This is a genomic window from Rhodopseudomonas faecalis (assembly GCF_003217325.1).
Classification (GTDB): Bacteria; Pseudomonadota; Alphaproteobacteria; order Rhizobiales; family Xanthobacteraceae; genus Rhodopseudomonas; species Rhodopseudomonas faecalis.
The window spans coordinates 70,551-92,184 of the sequence record NZ_QJTI01000011.1; the positions used below are offsets into that span (position 1 = coordinate 70,551).

At 63.6% G+C, this 21,634-nt stretch carries 19 protein-coding genes; 6 read left to right on the forward strand and 13 right to left on the reverse strand.

The window, feature by feature from the left end; genetic code table 11:
* Positions 1-318: 318 nt before the first annotated feature.
* Both BJ122_RS10670 and BJ122_RS10675 read right to left on the reverse strand, forming a co-directional pair.
* On the reverse strand, positions 319-960 hold the full coding sequence (locus BJ122_RS10670) for a CoA transferase subunit B (protein WP_027276506.1): 642 nt from the start codon (positions 958-960) through the stop codon (positions 319-321).
* Positions 960-1,688: a CoA transferase subunit A gene (locus BJ122_RS10675; protein ID WP_027276505.1), complete on the reverse strand. Its 729-nt coding sequence runs from the start codon at positions 1,686-1,688 to the stop codon at positions 960-962. Before BJ122_RS10675 ends, BJ122_RS10670 begins: the two co-directional genes overlap by 1 nt.
* A 331-nt stretch (positions 1,689-2,019) precedes the next feature.
* Here BJ122_RS10675 and BJ122_RS10680 point away from each other — a divergent pair, with 331 nt between their 5' ends.
* Positions 2,020-3,960 carry an AsmA family protein gene (locus BJ122_RS10680; RefSeq protein ID WP_110781012.1) on the forward strand — a complete coding sequence of 647 codons (1,941 nt, stop codon included), beginning with the start codon at positions 2,020-2,022 and terminating at the stop codon, positions 3,958-3,960.
* Positions 3,961-4,192: 232 nt separating this feature from the next.
* Here BJ122_RS10680 and BJ122_RS10685 read toward each other — a convergent pair whose 3' ends face one another.
* The 4 genes from BJ122_RS10685 to BJ122_RS10700 all read right to left on the reverse strand — a co-directional run bounded on the left by BJ122_RS10685 (position 4,193) and on the right by BJ122_RS10700 (position 10,013).
* Positions 4,193-5,011, reverse strand: coding sequence for an ABC transporter permease (locus tag BJ122_RS10685; protein WP_110781013.1), 819 nt, complete (start codon positions 5,009-5,011; stop codon positions 4,193-4,195).
* Positions 5,011-5,925: an ABC transporter permease gene (locus BJ122_RS10690; protein ID WP_110781014.1), complete on the reverse strand. Its 915-nt coding sequence runs from the start codon at positions 5,923-5,925 to the stop codon at positions 5,011-5,013. The genes BJ122_RS10685 and BJ122_RS10690 overlap by 1 nt, the downstream gene beginning before the upstream one ends.
* On the reverse strand, positions 5,922-7,031 hold the full coding sequence (locus tag BJ122_RS10695; protein ID WP_347337807.1) for an ABC transporter ATP-binding protein: 1,110 nt from the start codon (positions 7,029-7,031) through the stop codon (positions 5,922-5,924). Before BJ122_RS10695 ends, BJ122_RS10690 begins: the two co-directional genes overlap by 4 nt.
* Before the next feature lie 270 nt (positions 7,032-7,301).
* Positions 7,302-10,013 carry a sensor domain-containing protein gene (locus tag BJ122_RS10700; protein ID WP_110781015.1) on the reverse strand — a complete coding sequence of 904 codons (2,712 nt, stop codon included), beginning with the start codon at positions 10,011-10,013 and terminating at the stop codon, positions 7,302-7,304.
* 177 nt (positions 10,014-10,190) lie between these two features.
* Here BJ122_RS10700 and BJ122_RS10705 point away from each other — a divergent pair, with 177 nt between their 5' ends.
* Positions 10,191-11,306, forward strand: a complete 1,116-nt coding sequence (locus BJ122_RS10705; RefSeq protein ID WP_110781016.1) for an NAD(P)/FAD-dependent oxidoreductase — start codon at positions 10,191-10,193, stop codon at positions 11,304-11,306.
* Positions 11,307-12,083: 777 nt separating this feature from the next.
* Here the strand turns inward: BJ122_RS10705 and BJ122_RS10710 are convergent.
* A complete protein-coding gene (locus tag BJ122_RS10710) occupies positions 12,084-12,269 on the reverse strand; it encodes a YdcH family protein (protein ID WP_027276498.1) in 186 nt (61 codons plus the stop codon).
* 320 nt (positions 12,270-12,589) lie between these two features.
* On the opposite strand from BJ122_RS10710, the gene BJ122_RS10715 reads away from it, so the two are divergent.
* On the forward strand, positions 12,590-12,796 hold the full coding sequence (locus tag BJ122_RS10715; RefSeq protein WP_110781067.1) for a YdcH family protein: 207 nt from the start codon (positions 12,590-12,592) through the stop codon (positions 12,794-12,796).
* Here BJ122_RS10715 and BJ122_RS10720 read toward each other — a convergent pair.
* Positions 12,786-13,394 (reverse strand): GGDEF domain-containing protein, encoded by a 609-nt coding sequence (locus BJ122_RS10720; RefSeq protein ID WP_430694772.1) that lies wholly within the window; start codon positions 13,392-13,394, stop codon positions 12,786-12,788. The genes BJ122_RS10715 and BJ122_RS10720 overlap by 11 nt on opposite strands.
* Before the next feature lie 235 nt (positions 13,395-13,629).
* Here BJ122_RS10720 and purE point away from each other — a divergent pair, with 235 nt between their 5' ends.
* The 3 genes from purE to rpsU all read left to right on the forward strand — a co-directional run bounded on the left by purE (position 13,630) and on the right by rpsU (position 15,684).
* The gene (purE, locus tag BJ122_RS10725; RefSeq protein ID WP_110781018.1) at positions 13,630-14,121 is read left to right on the forward strand and encodes a 5-(carboxyamino)imidazole ribonucleotide mutase; all 492 of its coding nucleotides are present in this window, start codon (positions 13,630-13,632) and stop codon (positions 14,119-14,121) included.
* Entirely contained in the window at positions 14,118-15,230 is a 1,113-nt protein-coding gene (locus BJ122_RS10730) for a 5-(carboxyamino)imidazole ribonucleotide synthase (protein WP_110781019.1), read from the forward strand. The genes purE and BJ122_RS10730 overlap by 4 nt, the downstream gene beginning before the upstream one ends.
* A gap of 175 nt (positions 15,231-15,405) precedes the next feature.
* Positions 15,406-15,684: a 30S ribosomal protein S21 gene (rpsU, locus tag BJ122_RS10735; RefSeq protein WP_103011122.1), complete on the forward strand. Its 279-nt coding sequence runs from the start codon at positions 15,406-15,408 to the stop codon at positions 15,682-15,684.
* 597 nt (positions 15,685-16,281) lie between these two features.
* On the opposite strand, the gene BJ122_RS10740 is transcribed toward rpsU, so the two are convergent.
* From BJ122_RS10740 to BJ122_RS10760, 5 genes are all read right to left on the reverse strand, one after another.
* Positions 16,282-17,199: a hypothetical protein gene (locus BJ122_RS10740; RefSeq protein WP_110781020.1), complete on the reverse strand. Its 918-nt coding sequence runs from the start codon at positions 17,197-17,199 to the stop codon at positions 16,282-16,284.
* Between the two features lie 173 nt (positions 17,200-17,372).
* On the reverse strand, positions 17,373-18,470 hold the full coding sequence (locus BJ122_RS10745; RefSeq protein WP_430694774.1) for a calcium:cation antiporter: 1,098 nt from the start codon (positions 18,468-18,470) through the stop codon (positions 17,373-17,375).
* A 231-nt stretch (positions 18,471-18,701) separates the two neighbouring features.
* Positions 18,702-20,102, reverse strand: coding sequence for an NAD(P)(+) transhydrogenase (Re/Si-specific) subunit beta (locus tag BJ122_RS10750; RefSeq protein ID WP_110781022.1), 1,401 nt, complete (start codon positions 20,100-20,102; stop codon positions 18,702-18,704).
* A 13-nt stretch (positions 20,103-20,115) separates the two neighbouring features.
* On the reverse strand, positions 20,116-20,439 hold the full coding sequence (locus BJ122_RS10755) for a proton-translocating transhydrogenase family protein (RefSeq protein ID WP_110781023.1): 324 nt from the start codon (positions 20,437-20,439) through the stop codon (positions 20,116-20,118).
* Between the two features lie 11 nt (positions 20,440-20,450).
* A complete protein-coding gene (locus BJ122_RS10760; protein WP_110781024.1) occupies positions 20,451-21,578 on the reverse strand; it encodes a Re/Si-specific NAD(P)(+) transhydrogenase subunit alpha in 1,128 nt (375 codons plus the stop codon).
* Positions 21,579-21,634: the final 56 nt, after the last annotated feature.

The window sequence follows — 21,634 nt, forward strand, 5'->3', positions numbered from 1 at the left end:
GTTCCACGCTGGTGGTGAACGGGAAGCACAAGCCCCCCACCCGGCCGGCGATGCCGGCCACCCTCCCCACCGCTACGCGGGGGGAGGGATGGTGCCGGCGGCAAGGATGATTTCCAGACCGAACTCACAGGCTGAACCAAACTCAGCGGCTGATCAAGTTCACATACAACCCACACTCACAGCACCACGCGATGAGTGAGTGGCGCAGATGCGGCGCCCTCTTCTCCCCCCCCCCTTGTGGGGAGGGTGGACGGCCCGATGTCCATCGGGCCGGCCGGGTGGGGTTTAGGACGCGACGTTCGCGTCTATGAGTACGCGCTACAGCGCGACCTTGAACGACGCTTCGGTCTTGTCCTTGACCTCATCGAGCGTGACGCCATCGGCCAGCTCGATCAGCGTCATGCCGCCATCGCTGTGCTTGTCGATGGTGAACACCGCAAGATCGGTGATCACCATATCGACCACGCGCTCGCCGGTGAGCGGCAGCGTGCAGGTCTTCAGCAGTTTTGGGCCATCCTTGGCGGAATGCTCCATCACCACCACGACGCGCTTGACGCCGGCGACGAGATCCATGGCGCCGCCCATGCCCTTCACCATCTTGCCCGGGATCATCCAATTGGCGAGATCGCCATTCTGCGCGACCTGCATCGCGCCCAGGATCGACAGATCGATATGGCCGCCGCGCACCATCGCGAACGAGTCGGCGCTGGAGAAGTAACTGGTCGACGGCAGCTCGGTGACGGTCTGCTTGCCGGCGTTGATCAGGTCCGGATCTTCCTCGCCCTCATAGGGGAACGGGCCCATGCCGAGCATGCCGTTCTCGCTCTGCAGCACCACATCGACGCCATCGGGAATGAAATTGGACACCAGGGTCGGAATGCCGATGCCGAGATTGACGTAAAAGCCGTCACGCAGCTCCTTGGCGGCGCGCGCCGCCATCTGATCGCGAGTCCAGGCCATTACACTTCCTCCCCGGCGGCCGCAGCGGCGTTGCGCTTGCGGGTGGTCCGCTGCTCGATATGTTTCTTTGACGCTCCCACTTCGACGATACGCTGCACAAAGATGCCGGGCGTATGCACGTGATCGGGATCGATTTCGCCAGCCGGCACCAGATGCTCGACTTCGGCGATGGTGATCTTCGCGGCGGTCGCCATCATCGGGTTAAAATTGCGCGCGGTCTTGCGGTACACGAGATTGCCGGCGGTATCGCCCTTCCAGGCGTGCACGATCGCGAGGTCACCAAACAGCCCGCGCTCCATGATGTACTTCTCGCCGTCGAACTCCCGCACCTCCTTGCCTTCGGCAATCAGCGTGCCGACGCCGGTCTTGGTGAAGAACGCCGGGATGCCCGCGCCGCCAGCGCGAATCCGTTCGGCCAGCGTGCCTTGCGGGGCGAATTCCAGCTCCAGTTCGCCCGCGAGGAATTGCTGCGCAAACAGCTTGTTCTCGCCGACATAGGACGAGATCATTTTTCTGATCTGCCGGGTCTCCAGCAACCGGCTCAATCCGATACCGTCAACGCCGGCATTGTTGGAAACGAACGTCAGGTCTTTGACGCCGGCATCACGGATCGCGTCGGACAGATGTTCGGGGATGCCACATAGGCCGAAGCCACCCGACATGATCATCATGCCGTCTCTGAGAAGTCCGTCGAGGGCGGATTTGGCGTCCGGATAGACCTTGTTCATGATGCTGAGTACCTGATGCAGGTGAGGCGCAGATGAAGCCCGTATGACGACGCACGCACGATCGGAGCGATACGACTAGCGACGTCACAACTGGAAGGGCGACGTTTCCTCGTGATTGAATTTTGGACCCCGCCGCGAACGATGCCGTGCGCAGATGGGCCACGACTATCTAGGCAAATTGTTCGAACCCCGTCAATGACGGCAGCGCCCCGGCGCCGCAGGGCGCGGCCTTGAAAGCGTCAAGAAAAAACAGCAAGTTGCCGGCCGGAATGGGCCTGTGGCCCGCCCGCTTCAACATCGTTTGGATGTCTGTCTGGTAAGGGGCCAAAGAATGAAACGCTGGGGTATTGCGATCGCGGCATTGTTGGTTGTTGCCGTGCTCGGCCTCATTGCCGCGCCAGCCATGCTGGATCGCAACAGCTTGCGCGCTGCCATCGAAGCGCAGATCCGTTCTGCGACCGGACTTGATCTCGTGCTCAATGGCAATGTCGAGGTATCGGTATTTCCCGGTAGTTACGTCGCGTTCAACGATATCGGTCTGCGGTCGAGCGACGCGCCCGATGCGGTGATGATGAAGGCGCAGCGTCTCACCGCCAATTTGCAGTTCGTGCCGCTGCTGTTGCAGCGCTTCAAGATCGCGGATCTGGTGCTGACCCGTCCGCAGATCGAAGTGGTGCGCACCGCCGATGGCGGCAGCAATTGGAACAGTTTTCTCGCCGGGCTGCCGCGCGTGCTGAAACCGGGCGCCGAGGACAAGGTCTCGTTCTCGGAAGTGCGGCTGGAAGACGGCGAACTGAATTATCAGGACGAAACCGGCCGTGTTACCGCCGGAACGATCAGCAAGATCAATCTGTCGCTGGCCTGGCCGGCGATCTCGCGCACCTTCGCCGCCACCGGCGCCTTTGAATGGCGCGGCGAGCGCATCGAAGGCAATGTCAGTTTCAACGACTTTTTCGCGCTGCTGTCCGGCGAACGGAGCGGATTGCGGCTGCGTCTGGCTGGCGATCCGATCAAGCTGGTGTTCGACGGCACGGTGGTCAACCGTTCCAACCTGATGATGGAAGGCATCGTCACCGCCGACAGCAGCTCACTGCGCGATGCGCTGCGCTGGGCCGGCATGGAACCGCCCGGCCGCGGCGGGCTTGGCGTGTTCGCGCTGAAAGCGCGCGCCAATGTCGTCGGGCCGTCGGTGTCGCTCACCAATGTCAATATCGAGCTCGACAAGAACGTCGCCGAAGGCGTGATCACCTTCAACGGCACCGGACGGCAGACGCTGCAAGCCACCCTCGCCGCAGGCAAGGTCGATCTCACCCCCTATCTGTCGGCGCTTCGGCTGCTGGCGAACGGCGCGCGCGACTGGAACCGGCAATTGTTCGATCTCGGCGGCAGCCTGCCGGTCGATATCGACATGCGGCTGTCGGCCGCCAAGGTGGCGATCGGCGGTTCGGCGCTCGGCCGCACCGCGCTCGGCGTCAATCTGCGCTCGGGCGCGCTCGCGATCAGCATCGGCGAAGCGCAGGTCTATGGCGGCATCGCCACCGGCTCCTTCGTGGTGGCCCGGGCGGACGAGGACGCCGACGTCAAGGCGCAGCTGCAATTCGCCGACGTCAACCTGCAGGCCTGCGCCAGCGATCTGTTCGGCGTGCGCCGCATCACCGGCCGCGGCAATCTCAGCTTCGCGCTTGAGGCGAAAGGCTCGAGCCCGTTTGGCCTGGCGCAGTCGCTGAACGGCACCGCGACATTGGTCGGCCATGAGGGCGCGATCACCGGCTTCAATGTCGAGCAATTGCTGAAGCGGCTTGAGCGCCGGCCGCTGTCGGGCGGCGGCAATTTCCGCTCCGGTCAAACGCCGTTCGATACGCTCGCGATGAAGCTGCGCTTCAGCGAGGGCATCGCCACCGCGGAAGACATCCGCATCGAGGGGCCGACCGCGCGGATCACCATGACCGGCACCGCGTCGGTGCCGGCGCGCGAATTCGATCTGCGCGGCGTCGCCGGCCTGATCACCTCCGCGCGCGGCGGTGATGGCTTTGACCTGCCGTTCGTGGTGCAAGGCCCGTGGGACGATCCGCTGGTGTTCCCCGATCCGGAAAGCCTGATCCGGCGCTCGCCGGCCTCGGCGCCGCTGCTCGACTCGGTCAAGGATCGCAAGACCCGCGACGCGGTGCGCTCGGTGCTGGAACGCTTCACCGGCTCCAAGGCCGAGCCGGCCACCGAGACCGCGCCGGTCGAGGGTGAAGCCCCCGCCGCCCCCGAGGCCAAAACCAACTGATCAAGACCAACTGATCTGGCGATTGATACCAACCACTCCGCACGTCATGGCCGGGCTCGTCCCGGCCATCCACGTCTTTGATCTTGCACCGCTTTTAAGACGTGGATACCCGCGACAAGCGCGGGTATGACGGTCATTGGGGAGGCCCGATGGTGTCAGAAACGCCGATGGCCGGGACGAGCCCAGCCATCATGCAGATCAAGCGCGATTGGTTCAGCGCCGCAACGCGGCGTCAGGCCCGCGCGGCATTGTCGCCGCGCGCACTCGAAATCTTGCTGGCCAGCGACGCCGATACAATCAGCAAGGTGATCAGCGCGATGAACAGCGTGCAGATCGCATTCACTTCCGGCTTCACGCCCAGCCTGATCTCCGAATAGATCCGGATCGGCAGCGTCGCCGAGCCCGGGCCGGTGGTGAAGCTGGCGATCACCAGATCGTCCAGCGACAGCGTAAACGCCAGCATCCAGCCGGCCGCGATCGACGGAGCGATCAGCGGCAGCGAGGCCGACAGAAACGCCCGCACCGGGCTGCAGCCGAGGTCCATCGCCGCTTCTTCAAGGCTGCGATCGAGCGAATTGAGCCGCGACTGCACCACCACGGTGACGAAGCACATCGTCAGCGTGGTATGCGCGACCGTCACGGTCCAAAAGCCGCGCTCGACATTGATCGCCACGAACAGCAGCAGCAGCGACAGGCCGGTGATCACCTCCGGCATCACCAGCGGCGCATAGAGCATGCCGGAAAACAGCGTGCGGCCCTTGAAACGCGCGCCGCGCGACAGCGCGATCGCCGCCAGCGTGCCGAGAATGGTGGCCGCGGTCGCCGAGGCCGCCGCGACGCGCAGGCTCATCCAGGACGCCGCCAGCATCGCCTGATCGTTGAAGAACTCGACATACCAGCGCAGCGACCAGCCGCCCCACACCGTCACCAGGCGCGAGGCGTTGAACGAATAGATCACCAGAATGACGATCGGCAGATAAAGAAAGCCGAGGCCGAGCGCCAACGCGGTGACGTTGAAGCGCGACAGGCCCGGCTGAGCGCGCCCCGCCATCACTGCTTCCCTTCCAATTGCCGGCGCTGGATGTGCTCATAGACGAGCAGCGGCACCAGCAGAATGCCGAGCAGCATCACCGCGATCGCGGCCGCGAGCGGCCAATCCTTGTTGGCGAAGAACTCCAGCCACAGCGTCTGGCCGATCATCATGTCGCCGGAACCGGCCAAAAGGTCCGGGATCACGAATTCCCCGACGATCGGAATGAAGCACAGCAGCACGCCGGCGCCGACGCCGGGCAGCGACAACGGGAACGTCACCAGCCAGAACGATTTGGCGGGCGAGGCGCCAAGGTCCTGCGCCGCTTCCAGCAGGCTCGGCTGCAATTTAGCGAGGCTGGCATAGAGCGGCAGGATCATGAACGGCAGATAGGAATAGATGATGCCGATATACATCGCGCTATCAGTCGACAGCCATACCAGCGGCGCCGAGATCACATGCAGTGCCATCAGCACCTGATTGAGCAGGCCGTCATGCTGCAGAATGTTGATCCAGGCATAGACGCGGATCAGGAACGAGGTCCAGAACGGGATGATCACCAGCACCATCGCGATCGGCTGCCAGCGTGCCGGCAGGCGCGCGATCGCATAGGCGACCGGATAGCCGAGCAGCAGCAGCAGCGTGGTGGACGTCGCCGCGACCAACAGGCTGCGCAGATAGGAATTGGCGTACAGCTCGTCGGAGAAGATCAGCCGGAAATTGTCGAGCGACAGCGTCGCCGCGGCCGCCTTGAGCGCTTCCCAGCCCGCGGTGAGATCGAAGATCGGCAGATAAGGCGGCTGCGCCAGCGCCGATTGCGACAGCGCGATCTTCGCGACAAACGCAAACGGCAGCAGGAAGAACAGCACCATCCACAGATAGGGCGCGATCGCCGCGCGCCGCGCCGGACGGGTAAAGAGCTGGCGCGTGCTCATGGATCCAGCACCACGCAGTCGTCGGGCTCAAACCACACCACCACACGCTCGCCGGGACGGAAATCATCGACATCGACGCGCGCGGTATTGGTCACCGACACCCGCAGCGTGGCACCGGCGTCGAGCGCAATGCCATAGCTGCTGATGTCACCGAGATAGCCGAGATTGCTGACCGTGCCTTCCAGGCGGTTGATCGCACCGGCCTTGATGGCCGCTTCGGCCGGCCCCTGGCGCGACAGCTTCATTTTCTCGGGGCGGATCGCGACGCACACCGCCTCGCCGGCCAGCGATTGCCGCGGCGCCGCCGCCACGATCGCGCCGGTGTTGTGGCAGGCGATCACCAGCCGCTGATCCTCGCGGCGCTCGATGCGGCCTTCAAAAATGTTGACGTCGCCGACGAACTCCGCGACCCAGCGCGACGCCGGCTGTTCGTAGAGCTGACGCGGCGTCGCCACCTGCACCAGCCGGCCGTGATTCATCACGCCGATCCGGTCGGCCATGGTCATGGCCTCGTCCTGATCGTGCGTGACAATGATGAACGAGGTGCCGAGCCGGCGCTGCAAATCCATCAACTCGCGCTGGGTGGAATCGCGCAGTTTCTTGTCGAGCGCGCCGAGCGGCTCGTCGAGCAGCAACAGCCGCGGCCGCAGCGCCAGCGCCCGCGCCAGCGCGACGCGCTGCTGCTGACCGCCGGACAGTTGATTGGGCTTGCGCCGCTCCAGGCCCTCGAGCCGGCCGAGCGCGACCATTTCCGCAACGCGGGTCGCGATCTCGTCGCGCGCCATGCCGGCGCGCTTTAAGCCAAAGGCGATGTTGTCGGACACGTTCAGATGCGGAAACAGCGCGTAGCTCTGGAACATCATGTTCACCGGCCGCCGATGCGGCAGCACGCCGGCGATGTCGGTGCCATCCAGCAGGATGCGTCCGCAATCCGGGGTTTCGAAGCCCGCGAGCATGCGCAGCAAGGTGGTTTTGCCGCAGCCGCTCGGCCCAAGTAGAGCGAAGAATTCTCCTGCTTTGACTTCCAGAGACAGGCCATCAACAGCGACAAAGCCGCCGAAACGCTTTTCGACGCCGTCGATGTGCAGGAGCGTTGATCCAGGCAATGTCGCCTGTGCTTCGGTGATTACATGCAATTCAGATCACGGTACCGTTGGACGAACTGTTGACGCAAGGTTAACCTCATCGGCCGCGGCGACTCAACTAGCCGGGTCAATCAGGCCACAGGAATGTGGATGGGAGAGGTGCGTGCGATTGCCGCCCCGCCGCAGGCTTGGCCGCAGCAGGATGGTCGCGCCGATCAGGCCGGCGACGGCGCCGCTACCCGTTCAGGCCGTGACCCGTTCAGGCCGTGATCCGTTCAGACCGCGATCCGTTCAGACCGCAATACGTTCCTCGGCGATCCGCTCATCGGCGAGCGGCGGCGACTGAACGATCTCGGGCAGCCCGACCAGCTCGGCGTAGTGCTCGATCGGGTGCGGCTTGCCAATGTAGTATCCTTGCACCGCGTCGCAGCCTTCCTGCACCAGGAAATGCAGCTGCTGTTGGGTTTCGACGCCCTCGGCGACGATCGACACGCCAAGACCGTGGCCGAGCCCGATCACCGCGCGAACGATTGCGGCCGATTGCGGATTGTGGCCGAGGTTCATCACAAAGGCGCGGTCGATCTTGATCTTGTCGAACGGGAACGCCTGCAGATAGGTCAGCGACGAATAGCCGCTGCCAAAATCATCCATCGAGATGCGGACGCCGAGCGCGGTCAAACGCCGCAGCAACGACAATCCGCGATCGAAATCTTCGATCAGCACTCCCTCGGTGACCTCAAGTTCGAGCCGGCGCGGATTGAGCCCGGTTTCGAGCAGGATGGTATGCACCACACTGACCAGATCGCTGTTCAGGAACTGGGCCGGCGACAGGTTGACAGCGACCTGCAGCGGATTGGCCCAGCTCGCCGCCTGGCGGCAGGCCTCGCGCAAAATCCATTCGCCAAGTTCGACGATCAGGCCGCTTTCCTCGGCCAGCGGAATGAAATCGCTGGGCGGCACATAGCCGCGGGTCGGATGCCGCCAGCGCGCCAGCGCCTCGAACCCGACCACTTCGTTGTTGCCATTGGGGCCGCTGCCGCGCGCCTGCGGCTGATAGAACAGCGAGATTTCGCCGTTCTTGACCGCCTTGGACAGGTCCTGATGCAGCACCCGGCGATCGCGGATCTGGCGGTCCATCTCCGGCTCGTACACCGAGACCGAGCCGCGCATCCGTGCTTTGGCGCGGAACAGCGCTGATCCGGCATTGGCGAGCAGCGTGGCGGCATCATCGCCATTATTAGGAAACACCGAGATGCCGGTGGTGATGCCGATCCGCATCGCCTTGCCGTCGATCAGGAAGCCATTGGCCAGCACCTTGGCCACAGTATCGGCCATCGCCAATCCGCCATCGGGCTGCGGTCCGTCGATGATCAGGCCGAACTCGTCGCCGCTGATGCGCGACACCACCCCGCCGCGGCAGGTCGAGCGCAGCTTGCCTGCAACCTCGATCAGCAGCTTGTCGCCGACGGTATTGCCGAACACATCGTTGATCTCTTTCAGGCCATCGAGATCGATCGCCACCACCGCGAACTGCTCCGCGGTGTCGCGGCAGGCTTCGATCATCTGATCGAGCGAGTGCAGGAACGCGGCGCGGTTCGGCAGGTCGGTGAGACCGTCATGATACGCCATATGCGCCATCCGGGTCTCGGTCTGGCGCCGGTCGGTGACGTCCTCATGGGTCTTGATCAGGTATTTCGGCTGGCCGTGGTCATCGAGCACGGTCTGGCGGCGGGTGACGAACAACCGCAAGCCGTCCTTGGTGCTGATTGGCTGTTCCTCGGTCAGCAGCTGCCGGCGCTTGATCGCCATGCTGTCGCGCTCGCCGATCAGCTTGCTTTCCTTCGGATCGAAGATCTCGGCGACCGACAGACCGAGCGCATCCTCGCGGCGCCGATTGAGGATCGCCTCGGAATTGCGATTGGCCAGCAGATAGCGGCCGTCGACCGCGCTCTGCACGGTCATGCAAATCGGGATGTTGTCGATCACCAGTTCAAGGAACTTCTTGGCGCTCTCGAGTTCGCGCTCCAGCGAATGGCGCTCGGTGATGTCGTCGAACAGCGCGATCAGGAATTCCGGCTCGCCCTTGTCATTGCAAGCCACCACCCGATCGGACGAAATGATGCGCGGGCCGCCGACATTGATCGTCATCTCGGCCTTGAGCGGCACGCGCAGATCGGCGATGGCGGCGCGATCGGCGTCTCGAATGATCTGCGCGGTTTCGGCGTTGAACAGCTCATCGGCGCGGCGGCCGATCACACGCTCGCGCGGCAGCCGGGAGAAGCGCTCGAACGCGCGATTGGCGAGGATGTAGCGGCCGTCCTCTACCGATTTGGCGACCACGCACACCGGAATGTTGTCGATCACCGATTCCAGGAATTGCTTGGTGGTGGCGAGTTGCTTGGACAGCTGACGCTGCTCGGTGCAGTCGTCGTGGGTGGAAATCGATCCGCCATTGGGCAGCTTCGAATATTTGATCAGCACCGACCGGCCGTTCGGAAGGTGCGACAAATGTTCGTCGCTGCCTTCGGTGCTGCGATAGAACTGCTCGGTCTCTTCATCGAGCGTGCCGTGCTGCCGGCGCAGCACCAGCAGATCTTCGGCGGTCATGCCAACGCGCAGGTCGTTGCGGCTCAGCTCATAGATCTCGAGATAGCGGTCATTGCAGAAGACCACCCGGCCTTCTGCATCCATGATCACCATGCCTTGATTGAGGCGATTAAGCGCGGAATTGACCAGCAGGCTGCGCCGGCGATTGGCGCGCTTGATGCCGCGCATGGCCGACATCGTCCAGATCGTGACCGCGGCCAGGAACGACAGAATAACGGTCCCGCCGATGAACAGCTCCCACACAGGCAGCGACGAACCAGGCTCAACCATCGTAATGGAGCTGTCGATCTCGCCTGCCCGCGCGGACCCCATTGTCACCGATGCAGCAAGGCATCCGATCGTCCCTGATCGAGTCCAGGTCGATCCGACTCCTGCGCCCCTTTTACTGCCAGCCATGCACCACCCAGCGATTTACGGCAAAACCATGGGCGGTCCAGGTATGAATCGAGTAAACGCGGAGGCTCACAACCTACCAATTTGACCAAGTTTTGTTCAATTGGCGCGCTAAGGTTAACACTTCTCTCCGGCGCGAAATCCGTTACGCTGCATAGTTTTTTTGTGAGGCGGTGATTGATGGACCAAGTCGATTGCATCGTTGTCGGCGCCGGAGTGGTCGGCCTGGCCATTGCGCGCCAGCTGGCGCTCGCCGGCCGCGAAGTCGTGGTGCTGGAGGCGGCCGACGCCATCGGCACCGGGACCTCGTCGCGCAACAGCGAGGTGATCCATGCCGGGATTTATTATCGGGCGGCCAGCCTGATGGCGCAGCTTTGCGTGCGCGGCCGCCGCCAGCTGTACGACTATTGCCGCGACCACGGCATTCCGCATCGCAGGACCGGCAAGCTGATCGTGGCCACCTCCCCGGCCGAAGCCGCCAAGCTGCAGGCGATCCGGGCCCATGCCGAGGCCAATGGCGTCGAGGAGCTGCAGGATCTCAGCGGCGATGCGGCCTGCGCGCTCGAACCGGCCTTGCACTGCGTCGCCGCGCTGCTGTCGCCGGCCACTGGCATCATCGACAGCCACGCGCTGATGCTGGCGCTGCGCGGCGAGGCCGAGGATCACGGCGCGGCCTTCGCTTTTCTCGCGCCGTTTGCGAGCGCGCGCGTCGTTGCCGAGGGTTTTGAGGTCGATGTCGGCGGCGACGCGCCGATGACGCTGGGCTGCCGGCTGCTGGTCAATGCCGCGGGACTGAGTGCCCCGGCGGTCGCGCAGCGCATCACGGGCATGCCGCGCGAGCACATCCCCACCGCGTATTACGCCAAGGGCAATTACTTCAGTTGCAGCGTGCGCGCGCCGTTTTCACGGCTGATCTATCCGGTGCCCGAGCCGGGCGGGCTCGGCGTGCATCTCACGCTCGACCTCGCCGGCCAGGCGCGGTTCGGCCCCGATGTCGAATGGATTGATGAGATCGACTACCAGGTCGATCCATCGCGTGCCGAACGATTCTACCCGGCGATCCGCCGCTATTGGCCGGAGCTGCCCGACGGCGCGCTGGTGCCGGCCTATTCCGGCATCCGGCCCAAAATCGTACCGCAAGCGATAGCGGTGCAGGATTTTACAATCCAAGGTCGAAGCACTCACGGCGTCGATGGCCTGATCAATCTGTTCGGCATCGAATCGCCTGGCCTGACCTCCTGTCTTGCGATTGCCGATCTGGTCGGCGAACTGGCTCAATCGCCAACCATGGCATGATCATCGTCCTGCAGCGCGCGTGACCATCAACGCGAGGCCGTGGCCGCGCCGCGATTCTGATCGCACACACACGGAGCCGAGCTGAGTCGCAGGCAGCTACCACGGCGCGCGCATACACCAACGGCGATTGAAAACGCCTTTCTGCACGTCATGGCCGGGCTGGTCCCGCCACCCACGTCTCTCATCCGGCAGCGTTGTTGGACTAAGACGTGGATACCCGCGACAAGCGCGGGCATGACGGATCAATCGGAGCCGCAGGACACAAGCTTCCAAGACTACGCACGCATGGCCGCGCGTAGTCGGGTGAGGACACGCGCTGCTGCAAAACTGGTGTTGGCGTGATCGGTGATGTCGCGCGTGCGAACCGAACCTGGCTGATGCTCAGCCGAGATGGCGCGACCAAAGAGCGCACGATAACCAGCAACGCATCATCCCGATAACCCGTCGTGATCGATGCGCGCGTGGCGACCTTCTCGACCGACCCGCCTCAATCAAACGATCCTGCTCAACTGAGCTGCGTCAGCTGATCTTGGTCGATGTGCTTGAGCCGGACTGTCGCAGCCAAGGTGTTTCAAGCAAACGCTCTCGACCCATCTCGCGGCCGCGTTGGCGTAACCGCGAGAACTCGGCCTCAAGGCTGGCTGAAACTATCGATGCTGGGATTGTGCGGGAGGATGGCGGGGATAAAGCGGGGCGCCGGGGCCGGCTACGATGACGACAACGCCGCGTTGGGCAAGTTGTAGTGGTGAGCCGAAGGTCCGGCGCCCCGTTGAGTTACTAGTGTACGGTGTCGTCGACGTTTTGACGGAGCCGTTCGATCTGGTCTTTCACCAGGAGCTTGCGGCGCTTCAATTCAACGATACGCAGGTCGTCGGTGGAAAGGTGCACAAGAGCTTCGTGCAGTTCGTTTTCGAGAAGCTTATGTTTGCGCTCCAGTTCAACGAGATGCGCCTGAATTGCCATATCCAACCTCCTCGGTGCGATTGAACTTCAGACTGTAGGTAGTAGTGAGTTTACATCACTCAATGCGTCTGTCGATCGAAATCCAAAAAACGTCATGCGTCTTAAGGAGCATCGGCAACGAACCGTGAATGGCCTAGCGTCGCAGGGATTTGCGGCAATGCGCATGTTGTGGTGCAACCGCGCCGGGTTTTGGCCTGCTTTCACGCGCACTGACGTTCTTTTGCGAGTGCTGCTTGCGAGACTGCCGCCAGGGAGCGATAATTCGCCGCACGTTTCGACTGTCCTCGATCGCAATGCAGCGATCCAAAATCAACGGCCTCATGAACGACGAAGATCAGGGCGAACTGATCGCCGAGCTCACCAAGCTGCAGCAGGAGCATCGCGACCTCGACGCAGCGATCGATGCTTTGCATCATTCGCCGGCGCCCGACCTGCTCCGATTACAGCGGCTGAAAAAGCGCAAGCTGGTGCTGCGCGACCGCATAGCGTTCATCGAAGATCAAATCACCCCCGACATTATCGCGTAGCGACCTCCTGTGCGGCTGATTCAGCCGCCTCAGCCGCCAGGCGACGGCGCACCAGTTTGCGCGCATACATGGCGCGGTCGGCCGCGGCCATCGCCTCGCGCGCATCAGATTGCGGACCGAGCATGGCGACCCCGGTCGAAATGCCGGCCTGCGCGCTTTCGCCGCTGAACTGAAAGCGCAGCGCATCGACACCGTTTTCGAGAGTGTCGGCCTTGGCGTGGGCGTCCGCCTCGCTGAGATTCCAGAGCAGCAGCACGAATTCGTCGCCGCCCAGCCGCGCCAGCACATCGGAGGCGCGCACCTGGCGCAGCATCTCGGCGACCACCGCCTTCAACACCTCGTCCCCGGCGGCATGGCCGAACCGATCATTGATCGGTTTCAGCCGATCGACATCGATCATGATCAGCGCGCCGGTGGCGCCATAGCGCTTGATATAGGCGACCGCGCGATCGAGCTCGCGCTGGAAACCGCGCCGATTGAGAATACCTAGCAAGAAGTCGGTATCGGCGCTGGCCCGCAGCTCGTCGATGGTGCTGAGCGCCGCTGTCAGCTGCGCTTTCAGGCGCTTGATCTGCTGTTTGGCGGCCTTGAGCTGCAACGCGGCCGCCTGTTCCGGCCCCCCAGGCGACGCGGCCGGGTCTCCGGCACCGGGCGCCGCCACGGCTCGGGACCGGCGGTTTCCTGGTTTCGTCGCTTTGGAGGGAATGGTCATGCAATCAAGGCTTGCCGCTCTTCATGAATAAAGGATAGTCCATTCTGGTCGCTTTGCCAGTTTATGAGGTGGTTCGCTCCCCTCCTGGCTATCTTCATGGAAATTCGGAAGAACTGATGGAATGACCGTTCCTGTCGCGATCATCATGGGAAGCCAGTCGGACTGGGATACCATGCGGCACGCCGCCGACACCCTGACGGCGCTCGGCGTTGCGCATCATGCAAAGATCGTTTCCGCCCATCGCACCCCGGAGCGGCTTTACCAGTTCGCCAAAGGCGCCAAGGCCGCGGGCTATCAGGTGGTGATCGCCGGGGCCGGCGGCGCCGCCCATCTGCCCGGCATGACCGCCTCGCTGACGGAACTGCCGGTGTTTGGCGTTCCCGTCGAATCGAAAACCATGTCGGGGCTCGATTCGCTGTATTCGATCGTGCAGATGCCGGCGGGCATCCCGGTCGGCACGCTGGCGATCGGCAGGGCCGGCGCGGTCAACGCGGCGCTGCTGGCTGCGAGCGTGCTGGCGCTGCAGGACGAGGCGCTGGCCACCCGGCTGGCGGCTTGGCGCAAGCGGCAGACCGATGCCGTGGCCGAGCGCCCGGAGGGCGCCGCATCGTGAGCGCTGCTGAGCGGGTGACGCTGAAGCCCGGCGATACTATTGGCATCCTCGGCGGCGGTCAGCTTGGCCGCATGCTGGCGCTGGCGGCAGCCCGGCTTGGCCTGAAATGCCAGGTGTTTTCGCCCGATCCGGATTCGCCGGCATTCGACGTGGTGCAATACGCCACCTGCGCCGAATATGCCGATGTCGAGGCGCTGGAGCGCTTTGCCACCGACGTCGACGTCATCACCTACGAATTCGAGAACATTCCCTCCTCGGTCGCCACCATCCTGGAAGCGCGGCGCCCGGTGCGCCCGAATTGCCGGATTTTGGAAACCACCCAGGACCGGCTGATCGAGAAGGACTTTGTCACCAGCCTCGGCATTCCGACCGCGCCCTATCGGGCGGTGTCGTCCGCCACCGAGCTGCACGACGCGGTGGCCGATCTCGGCCGGCCCGCGGTGCTGAAAACCCGCCGATTCGGCTATGACGGCAAGGGCCAGGCGATGATCCGGCCCGGCGATGATCTTGTCGCGATCTGGGACAATCTCGACACCCGCGCGGCGATTCTCGAGGGATTCGTGCCGTTCGAGCGCGAAATCTCGGTGATCGCGACCCGCGGCGCCGACGGCCAGGTGGTGTCGTTCGACGTCACCGAAAACGACCACCGCAACCACATCTTGAAGGTTTCGCGCGCCCCGGCCGCGATCGCCGACGATGTGGCGGCGCGCGCCCGCGCGATCGCGGAAACCATCGCCAATGCGCTCGGCTATGTCGGCACGCTGGCGGTCGAAATGTTCGTGGCGCCCAGCGACGACGGGCTGCAGGTGCTGGTCAATGAAATCGCGCCGCGCGTGCATAATTCCGGCCATTGGACGCTGGATGGCGCCTCGGTGTCGCAGTTTGAGCAGCATATCCGCGCCATTGCCGGCTGGCCGCTGGCCCCTGCGGTTCGCCACGGGTCGGTGACCATGACCAATCTGATCGGCGACGAGGTCCACGACTTCCCGCGCTGGCTGACGGTCCCCGGTGCCACCGTTCATCTCTATGGCAAGCGCGAGGCCCGCCCCGGCCGCAAGATGGGCCACGTCACCGTGGTCACCGGAGGCTCCGAACCGACCCCAAGCTGACGTCGAAATCGGCCGGATGCAGCGGTTTTCCCCGCATCCGACGAAAGATCGCCCCGGCAAGGTGGACTTTCACGTTTCGATCTGGTACATGGCGGCCCTCAAGGTAGAGGGCGTGGCCTCCTGTCAGCCCTTCGCTTTTTCAGAAATTCAATCCGATCAATGAAGAGGATGCCGCGTGCAGGTTCTCGTCCGCGATAACAATGTCGATCAGGCTCTCAAGGCGCTGAAGAAGAAGATGCAGCGTGAGGGCATTTTCCGCGAGATGAAGCTCCGCGGTCATTACGAGAAGCCCTCTGAGAAGAAGGCCCGCGAAAAGGCGGAAGCCGTGCGTCGTGCACGCAAGCTGGCCCGCAAGAAGCTGCAGCGCGAAGGCCTGCTGCCGATGAAGCCGAAGCCGGCTTTCGGCGCTGATCGCCGCGGTGCCGCTGGCGCACGTCCGGCTGCTGCTCGCTAAGTCGCGATCGTCGCGCTGCTGGACTATTCAATGCGGGCCCTCGTGGCCCGCTTTGTCGTTCGGCTGCGTGATGTTCGATAAGCGCGATCGTTCGGCAGGCTCAGTCGGTTGACCTGATATCATCGGGTCGTACCAATGACCGTCATGCCCGCGCTTGTCGCGGGCATCCACGTCTTGAAATCACTGAAAGATCAAAGGCGTGGATGGCCGGGACGAGCCCGGCCATGACGACTGGCAGGTTGGTATCAATCGCCGTTGGTATGATATGAGATAACGCAACGTCCGGTCCGCGAGGATCGGGCGTTGTCGTTTGTGGATGCCCCTTTGGCGCAGGGTGAACCGCCCGAATCGCGGCAGTCCTGATCACCGCCCCCACTGATCTTGTAGCGCTGATACCAACGGCCATTGAGCCTGCTGTCGCGTCATGGCCTCGCTCGCCCGGCGCCACCAACGCCTTGGATGTTGAGCAACCTTCAAAACGTCAATGCCCGCGACGAGGCGCGGGCATGGCGAATTTCCGAGATACGTTGTTATCAAATGAGATGCGGCTCTGATTCCATCAGAGCCGATCTGTAGAGCCGCGCCGTGTTTGCCGCTTTAGCGCGGAATCACAGCGTGAATCACCGACTGCGCCGCCGACAACACGTCGTCGCCAACCGAGCGACCGGCGTCGGCATCGCTATGCCGGCCACCAGGAATCTCCGCGGGCGGCGTCAGCCGGCGCGCTTCCTCGCGGTGCGACGGCCCCGCGATCGACTCAGGCGGGGTCGGCACTGATGACGTGATCGCAGGCCCAGACGCGGGCGGCATCGGGGCCATCGGCGCGGCCAACGTCACCGGCGGCTGAGCCGGCACCACGGCAGGCGCCGGCGCAACCGGCACAGCCACGGCCACCGTATTGGGCGCTGGCGGCGCTGCCAGGCGCTGCGGCTCGACTCGCGGCGGCTCCTGCCGCGGCACTTCCAGCACATGCGGCTCGGAGCCGCGGGTCACTTCACTATTGGAGCTGCGCAGCCGCTCGATCGCCGCGCGCGCGAGATCGGCCGCGTCGCGGCGCTCGTCCTTGCTGGCAGCCGAATCGACCGCCGGCGCCGCCGTGCTGACCACCGGGGCCACGGCCTTGGCCGGCGCGGCCTTGTCGGCACGGTCGGTCTTGTCCGCCTTGTCCTTGTCAGTCTTGTCGGCCTTATCAGCCTTGTCCGCGGTCGCCTTGTCGCGCGACGTGCTCTGCGACGCGCGCGCCGCCGGCTTGTCCGACTTGTCTGACTTCTCGGCCTTGCTCTTGCCAGCTTCGCCATCGGCAGGTGCCATCACCGCCTTGGTTTCGCCGCTGCCATTCTTGGACGAAGGCTCATCGGCCTTCTTGGCGTCCGGCGCACTGGCGCTGCTCGCCGCCGCGGGAGGTGTCTCGGGCCGATTGGCAAGCACGTAGTGGTTAACGATGTAGGCACCAATCACCGTCGCCAGCACCGACGGCAAGATGGTGTTGAAAATATTACCTATGTATTTGAGCATTACCCGTCTCTCCCAGCCATCCCCGACGATGCTGGAGCTTTTCGTTCAATTAACGCAGCAAGTGAGACGGATCGATGGCAATGGGGCGTGAAGTTTGCCGCTCGTTAGGTATTTCTTCGCTACGGCATTAACTGACGGTTAACCTGGCAAGGACGGCCGGCGAGTCGCGGCGTTCAGGGCACGAACACCAGGAACACGAACAGCGCGAACACCACCAGATGCACCAGCCCGAACATGATATTGGTGCGGCCATTGCCGAAGGTCAGCATGCTGATGAAGAACGTCAGCACCAGCAGCACCATCTCCTGGGTTTCCAGCCCCAGCGTCAGTGTCTTGTCGAGCATGAGACTCACCAGAGCCACCGCCGGGATCGTCAGGCCGATCGTGGCCAGCGCTGAGCCGAGCGCCAGATTGATACTGCGCTGCAATTGATTGCGGCGGGCCGCGGCGATCGCGGCGACGCTCTCCGGCAGCAGGATCAACACCGCCACCACCAGGCCCGCAAAGGCGATCGGCGCGCCGATCATCTCGCTGGTGGTCTCGACGAGATGCGCGAATTTTTCCGCCAGCATCACCACGGCGAACAACGACACCAGCAGCAAACTGAGGCTGAGCGGCACGCTGTCGTGATGCGGCTCGTCTTGGTGCTTGGCCGACTCCGGCGCGGCGGTGACGAAATAGTCGCGATGGCGTACCGTCTGCGTATAAAGGAACAACCCATACAGCACCACGGTCGACAGGCCGACAAAGGCCAGTTGCGCCCTGGAATAGACCGGCCCGGGATCGGTGAAGGTGTAATTGGGCAGTACCAGCGTCAGGGTGGCCAATACGACGATGACGCTCAGATAAACGCTGGCGCCGGTCACCCTGAATTGCTGCTCGCGAAAGCGCAGGCCACCGATCAGCACGCAGGCGCCCACCAGGCCGTTGCAGACGATCATGATCACCGCGAACACGGTGTCGCGCGCCAAGGTCGGCACCACCTTGTCGCCGAGCATCATCGAGCTGATCAGCGACACCTCGATCACCGTGACCGACAGCGTCAGCAGCAGCGTGCCGTACGGCTCGCCGATGCGATGGGCCAGCGTTTCGGCGTGATGAACCGCGGCGAACACCGTGCCGAACAGCACCAGCAGCAGTGCCATCGAGAAGGTCAGGCCGAGCGCGCTCAGCTCAAATTCCAGATGAAACAGCGTGATCGCGCCAACCATGGTCAGGGCCAGCGCCGGAAACAGCCACGACGACAACGGCGGCCCGGACCGGGACGGCACCGCCTCGGCGACCATCGCGTTGGCATCGACTGCCTTGTGGGGCGACTGAGTGGAAACCGGCTGGCCAGAACGGGGCAAAGTCTGTTCTCCGCAATAAATAGATCCTGAAAACAAAAAAACGCAGCAAGCCTGATCGGCGTGCTGCGCTCTTTTTGGTCTACCCCAGCACCGCCCGCAAGCGGTGCCGGATCAAGTCGTGGGTCAAACCTGACGAAAGATCGACAGATCGGGTTAGTGCATACCCTTGACGATGTTCTCGGTCATCTTCTTGGCGTCGCCGAGCAGCATCATGGTGTTGTCACGATAGAACAACGGGTTGTCGATGCCGGCGTAGCCGGAAGCCAGCGAACGCTTGATGAACATCACGGTGCCGGCCTTCCACACCTGCAGAACAGGCATGCCATAGATCGGCGAGGACGGATCCTCTTCCGCGGCCGGGTTGGTGACGTCGTTGGCGCCGATCACGAAGGCCACGTCGGCCTGCGCGAATTCCGAGTTGATGTCCTCGAGTTCGAACACCTCGTCATACGGCACGTTGGCTTCGGCGAGCAGCACGTTCATGTGGCCCGGCATACGGCCGGCGACCGGATGAATCGCGTACTTGACCTCAACGCCTTCGGCCTTGAGCGCGTCGGCCATTTCACGCAGCGCGTGCTGAGCCTGTGCCACCGCCATGCCGTAGCCCGGAACGATGATGACCTTCTGCGCATTCTTCATGATGAAGGCCGCGTCGTCGGCCGAGCCGAGCTTGACCGGGCGCTGTTCGCCACCGGAGGAGGAAGCCGCCGCGGCTTCACCGCCGAAGCCGCCCAGGATCACCGAAATGAAGGAACGGTTCATGCCCTTACACATGATGTAGGACAGGATCGCACCCGAGGAGCCGACCAGCGCACCCGTGATGATCAGCGCGGAGTTGCCGAGCGTGAAGCCGATGCCGGCCGCGGCCCAACCCGAGTAGGAGTTGAGCATCGAGATCACCACCGGCATATCGGCGCCGCCGATCGGGATGATGATCAGAATGCCGAGCAGCAGCGAGACGCCGGTGATCACCCAGAAGGCGTATTCATTGCCCGTCGCGACCAGCACGCCGATCGCCGCGAACATGATGATGCCGAGCGCGATGTTCACCACATGCCGAGCCGGCAGGATGATGGGCGCGCCGCTCATACGGCCGCTGAGCTTGAGGAACGCGATCACCGAGCCGGTGAAGGTCAGCGCGCCGATGGCAACGCCGAGCGACATTTCCACGAGGCTCGCGCCATGGATGTCACCCTTCACGCCGATGTCGAACGCGGCCGGGGCGTAGAACGCACCAGCGGCAACCAGCACCGCGGCCATACCGACCAGCGAGTGGAAGGCGGCGACCAATTCGGGCATCGAGGTCATCGGCACGCGCTTGGCGATCACCGCGCCGATGCCACCGCCGATGGCGATGCCGCCGAGCACGAGGGCCCAACCGAGCAGGTCAGCCGGCGGATGACCGGCCAGCGTGGTGGCAACCGCAATCGCCATACCAGTCATACCCATCAGGTTGCCCTGACGGCTGGTGGCCGGAGACGACAGACCGCGCAGCGACAGAATGAACAGGACGCCGGCGATCAGATACAGAAGTGCGGAAAGATTGGCGTTCATCGAAAGCCCCTACTCACTTCTGCTTCTTCTTGTACATCGCCAGCATGCGCTGGGTGACAAGGAATCCGCCGAAGATATTTATGCAAGCGAAGATCAGAGCGACGAAGCCGAAGCCACGCGCCCACAACGGGCCGGTGTCATCACCAGCAAGAGACACGCCGACAGCGAGCAGCGCACCGACCACGATCACCGAGGAGATCGCGTTGGTGACCGACATCAGCGGGGTGTGCAGCGCGGGCGTCACCGACCACACCACGAAGTAGCCGACGAAAACGGCGAGAACGAAAATCGACAGCCGAAACACAAACGGATCGACCGCCTGAACCACATGCTCCATAGCTACTCTCCTTAAGCGGTCTTCGGCTGGAAGTTCGGATGAACCACAGCGCCGTCGCGAGTCAGAGCGGTGGCCTTGACCAGCTCGTCTTCCCAGTTCACCGCCAGCGCCTTCTCCTTGTTGACCATCGTCTCGAAGAAGCTCAGCAGATTGCGGGCATACAGACCCGAGGCCGACGCGGCGATACGGCCGGCGACGTTGGTGTAGCCCACGATCTTGACGCCATCGATCTCGACGACTTCACCGGGCTTGGCGCCTTCGACGTTGCCGCCGCGCTCGACCGCGAGGTCGACCAGCACCGAACCCGGCTTCATCGACTTCACCATTTCAGCGGTGACGAGGCGCGGCGCGGGCCGGCCCGGAATCAACGCGGTGGTGATGACGATGTCCTGCTTCTTGATGTGCTCGGCGGTGAGCGCCGCCTGCTTGGCCTGGTATTCCTTGGACATTTCCTTGGCGTAACCGCCAGCGGTCTGGGCGTTCTTGAACTCCTCGTCCTCAACGGCGAGGAACTTGGCACCCAAGCTTTCCACCTGCTCCTTGGTGGCCGGACGCACGTCGGTCGCGGTCACGATCGCGCCGAGACGGCGCGCAGTGGCGATCGCCTGCAGACCGGCAACGCCGACGCCCATGATGAACACCTTGGCAGCGGGCACGGTGCCGGCCGCGGTCATCATCATCGGCATGGCGCGGCCGAACGACTCGGCGGCGTCGATCACGGCACGGTAGCCGGCGAGGTTCGCCTGGCTCGACAGCACGTCCATCACCTGAGCGCGGGTGATGCGCGGCATCAACTCCATCGCGAAGGCGACAACGCCGGCGTCAGCCATCGACTTCAGCGCCGCGTCATTGCCATAGGGGTCCATGATCGCCAGAACCAGCGCACCGCGCTTGTACTTGGCGAGCTCGGATGCCTCCGGACGCTTCACCTTGAAGACGACATCGGCATCCTTCAGCGCGTCGGCGCTGACCGTGGCGCCGACCGCAGTGAAATCGGCGTCCGGAATACCGGACTTGATGCCGGCACCGGGTTCGACCGCAACGTCGGCACCCAGGGCCTTCAGTTTCTTCACCGTGTCCGGCGTCGCCGCAACGCGCGGTTCAGCTGGATCTAGTTCTTTCGCAACAGCAATCTTCATAGAGCCTCCGGCGGCGCACAGCCCGCGCGTGAGCGAGCAAGCCAACGAGAGCGCCG